The following is a 504-nucleotide window of genomic DNA, read 5'->3' as shown; positions in this document are numbered from 1 at the left end:
GCGCCGCGATCGACAGGCCCGGGCAGTAGTGCGTCGCCGACAGGTCATCGTTGACGCTCTGGTTGCTGCGCGCGCCCGAGGCGTTGGAGGTGCGCGGATCGAGGAAGATGTGCGCGTTCGACGAGCCCGAGGGCGCCGTGAAGCTCATGCTGACCTTCCACCAGTTGCCCACCTTGCTGGTCGACAGCGTCGAATTCCCGGTGCTCCACGAACCCGGCACGATCACGCCGTTGTTGGTGTTGAGCACGCCCGCGAATTCGGTCTGGTTGCCGTCGTCGGTCTGCACCGAGAAGGCCGGGAAGATGGTCTGGCCCGAGCTGGCCGGCAGGTAGTCCGTGAAGGTGTAGCTCTGGCCGCCCTGCACCTTGATCCACTGGTTGATCTGCGCGAACGGGCTGCCGCTGGCATTGCCGATCACCGCGGCATGGTTGGTCTGGCCGGAGATGTCGGTGCTCAGCCCGATCACCGAGCCGCCGCTGCCGGTCGACCAGGCCGAGGTGTTGG

Annotated in this window: 1 pseudogene; it reads right to left on the bottom strand. The window is 66.7% G+C overall.

The features are described from left to right. A pseudogene (locus FQ746_RS34955) lies at positions 1 to 504 on the bottom strand (alpha-amylase); the annotation flags it as partial.

The organism is Paraburkholderia sp. BCC1886, assembly GCF_900996245.1.
Lineage (GTDB): Bacteria > Pseudomonadota > Gammaproteobacteria > Burkholderiales > Burkholderiaceae > Paraburkholderia.
This window is presented reverse-complemented; position numbering and strand designations above follow the sequence as displayed.